The sequence below is a fragment of the Mitsuaria sp. CC2 genome (assembly GCF_048957715.1).
Taxonomy (GTDB): Bacteria; Pseudomonadota; Gammaproteobacteria; order Burkholderiales; family Burkholderiaceae_C; genus Roseateles.
Genome location: NZ_JARVXN010000012.1, coordinates 1 through 3965, shown reverse-complemented (window position 1 = coordinate 3965; position 3965 = coordinate 1). Strand labels below are relative to the sequence as shown.

The 3965-nt window shown below is 62.2% G+C and carries 5 protein-coding genes; 4 read left to right on the top strand and 1 reads right to left on the bottom strand.

The features are described 5' to 3' along the window. From PV762_RS07705 to PV762_RS07690, 4 genes are all read left to right on the top strand, one after another. Positions 1-793 (top strand): HAD-IC family P-type ATPase (locus PV762_RS07705; protein WP_421034452.1); only part of this gene is annotated, 793 nt, incomplete at its 5' end. 28 nt (positions 794-821) lie between these two features. After that, positions 822-1508: a heavy metal response regulator transcription factor gene (locus PV762_RS07700; RefSeq protein WP_421034451.1), complete on the top strand. Its 687-nt coding sequence runs from the start codon at positions 822-824 to the stop codon at positions 1506-1508. After that, positions 1505-2842, top strand: coding sequence for a heavy metal sensor histidine kinase (locus tag PV762_RS07695; RefSeq protein WP_421034450.1), 1338 nt, complete (start codon positions 1505-1507; stop codon positions 2840-2842). The genes PV762_RS07700 and PV762_RS07695 overlap by 4 nt, the downstream gene beginning before the upstream one ends. Before the next feature lie 121 nt (positions 2843-2963). Beyond that, positions 2964-3362 carry a hypothetical protein gene (locus tag PV762_RS07690; RefSeq protein ID WP_421034449.1) on the top strand — a complete coding sequence of 133 codons (399 nt, stop codon included), beginning with the start codon at positions 2964-2966 and terminating at the stop codon, positions 3360-3362. Between the two features lie 17 nt (positions 3363-3379). Here the strand turns inward: PV762_RS07690 and PV762_RS07685 are convergent. Beyond that, positions 3380-3965: hypothetical protein (locus PV762_RS07685; RefSeq protein WP_421034448.1), on the bottom strand; the 586-nt coding region annotated here is incomplete at its 5' end.

The following is a 3965-nucleotide window of genomic DNA, read 5'->3' as shown; positions in this document are numbered from 1 at the left end:
GATGCAGGGGACGGACCAGCCCCTGAGCGCGGAAGATGTTCACAGCGTCACCGGCAAGGGAGTCATGGGACGGATCGGCTCCGACGACGTCTGGATAGGCAAGGCCAAGCTCTTCGTGGAAGATGTTGGCGGCCTGCCGCCTGAAGTCGCGGGCATCGATCAGCACCTGATCGAGAAGGGCCGCACGACCATGATCGTCAAGCGCGGAGCGCGCTTCTTGGGTGTCATTGGCGTCATGGACACGCCGCGCCCGGCCGCCGCGGACGTGATGAGCAAGCTTCAGAAGCTTGGGGTCAAGGACTTGATCATGATCTCGGGGGACAACCAGCGGGTTGCCGACGCGGTGGCGAAGTCCGTCGGCCTGAGCGAGGCTAAGGGGGAGTTGATGCCGGACGACAAGGTCGGCTTCATCAAGCAGCTCAGCGCCAATGAGGGAAAGGTGGCGATGGTCGGGGACGGCGTCAACGATGCTCCGGCCATGGCCAGTGCAACGGTCGGAATTGCCATGGGCGCGGCCGGATCGGACGTGGCGTTGGAAACGGCTGACGTGGCCTTGATGGCGGACGATCTCTCGAAGCTTCCGTTCGTGGTCGGACTCTCCCGCAGGGCGAGCGGCGTCATCCGGCAGAACCTTTGGGTCTCCCTGGGCGTCGTGGCGGTCTTGATTCCGGCCACGCTCTTCGGCTTGAATATCGGCACCGCGGTCTTGTTCCACGAGGGTTCCACCCTCATCGTGGTCATCAACGCGCTTCGCTTGCTCGCCTACGGCGACCAGAAGGCGTCGGACGCATGAGATCGACGAACAACAACGAGATCCGCTCATGAAACTTTTGATCGTCGAGGACGAGGAAAAGGCGGCTGAGTACCTTCGCAAGGGGCTCACCGAAGAAGGCTACGCCGTGGAGGTCGCCCACAACGGCGTCGACGGACTGCACATGGCCTCGGTCAACAACTACGACTTGCTCATCCTTGACGGGCAGTTGCCGGGCATTGATGGGCTCGCCATGCTGAGCGCGATCCGTCAGAGCAGCGATGTTCCCATCCTGATGGTCACGGCACGCTCGCGCGTCGAAGATCGCGTCAAGGGCCTGCAAAGCGGCGCTGACGACTACCTCACCAAGCCCTACGCGTTCTCCGAACTCGTGGCCCGGGTTCAGGTTCTCCTGCGCCGGCGCACAGGCGGTCGACAGGTAACCGAGGAGTCCGTGTACCGTGTGGCCGATCTGGAGGTGGATCCCATCCGTCGCAAGGTCAGCCGCGCCGGTCAGCGGATTGACCTCACCACCAAGGAGTTTGGTCTCCTCGCGCTGTTGATGCGTCGAAAAGGCGAGGTGCTCTCCAGGACAGAGATCGCGGAGCAAGTCTGGGACATGAACTTCGACAGTGACACCAATGTGGTCGAAGTGGCTATACGCCGACTGCGCGTGAAGATTGATCAGCCGTTCGATCGGGCCCTGATCCACACCGTGCGTGGGATGGGGTACGTCATCGAAGAGCGACCCGCATGAGCGTCGCCATGCATGCGGGAAGCCTTCGGGCACGGCTCCTTCGTCGACTTGCTCTGCAGTCCATGGCGGGACTCGGCGTCGTGTGCGTGGCTGTCTACGTGGTGATCTTCCTTACGCTCGATCAGCGCCAGAGCCAGACGCTGAACATGAAGCGCGAGGCCGTTGAGCATCTGCTCAAGGAAGGGCGTGGCGCGCACGACCTGGACAGTGTCCGGCACCTGCTGAACGACTTCCTTGCTGGGCACGATGAGCTCACGCTGAGCGTGGCGGACAACTCAGGCCACATCTTTCTTCCGCCGCAACGCGCGGCGAGCGCCGACGTCAAGGTAGAGCGATTCCCGGTGCCGCTGCCTCCCGATCTGGGGGGCGCGGGGACGGCGTCGCTTGCCTTCGACCAGAGCAAGGACAAAGAACTGCTCCTGCGGCTCGCATGGACGCTCGGCTTCGCCGCTGTCGGCGGCTCCTTGGTGCTCTCGGCGGCGGCGGCTTTTGGCGTCAGGCGCGAACTCGCGCCCCTTCGTGCGCTTGTCAGACAGACCGCGGCAGTGAGCGCCGATCGTTTGGAGCTGCGGCTCGACGGCCGCGACCAGGTCGAAGAACTGCAGCCGCTCATCGCTCAAACGAACGATCTGCTTGACCGCCTCGCCGTTGCCTACAGGCAGATGGAGTCGTTCAACGCTGATGTCGCACACGAGTTGAACAACCCCCTCTCGATCCTCATCAATAGCTGCGACTTCGCGCTGCGGCGCCCCCGCTCGCCCGACGAGCTCAAGGAGACGCTCCAGTCAAACCTCGAGGAGCTTCGTCGCATTGCAAGGATCGTGGCTGACATGTTGTTTCTCGCGAATGCGCAGCGCGGCGCGCAGGCGAGTCGCGATGAGGTCACGGACTTGGCGGAACTCTGTGCCGAGGTGCTGGACTATCACGAAGGCTCCCTTCAGGAAGCGGGTATTCGCGGCGTTGTGCGAGGGCATGCCAGAGCCAGCGTTGACACCGGCCTGTTGCAGCGCGCGATCGCCAATCTGGTGGGGAACGCTCGCCGTTATGCGACGCGCGGGACCGACGTGGTTGTTGAGATTGAGCCTCGTGGCAGGGAAATCTATATCGGCGTGATCAACGAGGGGCCAGAGATCCCTGCGGAGCACCTGCCAAGGCTATTCGACCGCTTCTACCGCGTGGATCCTTCCCGCACCGGTGCCAACAAGAACCATGGTCTTGGGCTCTCCATCGTCGCGGCGATTGCACGCATGCATGGAGGCACGGCGACCGCAGCGTCCGTGGGTGGCAAGACACGCATCGGCTTCACGATCTCTTCCGGCGCGGTGTCCACTTGATTCGCCGAAACGCTGCCGAGGCGGAGGAGGTCTGTCTGCCACGACGGGGCCGAAGTGCTGGCCTAGTCGCAGGCATCCCTCTGGCATGCGTTCCTCTAGCGCCCGGGCAAGAATTTGAACGATGATGAAGTCTGAGGAAGCGGGGAGCGCCACCGACGCGGAACTGCGCATGTCTGAGCAGGCAGCCGTTCGGGTTACGAGGGAGCTGCGGGATCTGGACAAGCTGATCCTTGCGCTTCCTTCGATGTTGGCGCACTGCAAAGTCGCCACGTTGAAGCGGCAAGCTGAGGCGATGAAGTCGTTGAGCTCAGTTCTGATGTTGACGATCCTTCTGGATCGTCCATTTTCGGAGGTGCTCGATGCGTCCGACGATCTGGCCAGGTCTGTTCGCCACTTTGTCCAGCTCGCATCCAAGTCGCGCTTGTCTCTAAGCGCGCAGTTCGCCACGCGGCTGCTCTCAGATTTCGGTAATCAGCTGCATGCAGACATTGCCGTCGCGCTACGTAGCGAAGGCGGGTAGCCCTTGCGATACGCAGACTAGTCGCTGCCCGCGACAGGGGTCTTCTCCTTCAAGAGGGTGCTCAGATGGGGGATCACGTTTTCATCGACGTGGTGCAGCATGGCCTGCGTGGCGTGGGCGTCTACGGTGGGAAGGTCGATGCCGACCTGTTGAGACCAGCTGCGGATCAAGCCAAGGAAAATCATCGAAAGGCTGTGGCCATCGTCCATGAAGCGCAACAAAAAGCCCTTCAGATTCTTCCTCCCATCATCGGAATGAAGATCCAAGCCTCCCGGCACGTCGAACAAGCGGTGAGCAATGATGTTCCGGCCCTCCAGAAAGCGCTCGAAGCGCTCGTCGAAACTGGGATGCAGGTCCACCCGCTCCCGCAAGATTCGCAGTAGCTGGCCGAGCGTCGCCTTGCTGTGGCGTCGCAGAATTCCTTCCAACTGTTCTTCCGACACGAGCGGCCCGTCCCGGAGAACGAAAGTCAGGCATGTGCTCATCAGGCGCTCCACGCCTTGTCCAGCCACCACCGCCAAACCCAGCGTCTTCAGCACGTCGTCCTGTTCGGGCGTGTAGCCCGATGCAATGTCGCTGTTCACCTTGGCACCTCCATCGCTC

Excerpts from the sequence above, each read along its gene's own strand:
- PV762_RS07700 (WP_421034451.1), top strand. The coding sequence starts at position 822 with ATGAAACTTTTGATCGTCGAGGACGAGGAAAAGGCGGCTGAGTACCTT.
- PV762_RS07695 (WP_421034450.1), top strand. The coding sequence starts at position 1,505 with ATGAGCGTCGCCATGCATGCGGGAAGCCTTCGGGCACGGCTCCTTCGT.
- PV762_RS07690 (WP_421034449.1), top strand. The coding sequence starts at position 2,964 with ATGATGAAGTCTGAGGAAGCGGGGAGCGCCACCGACGCGGAACTGCGC.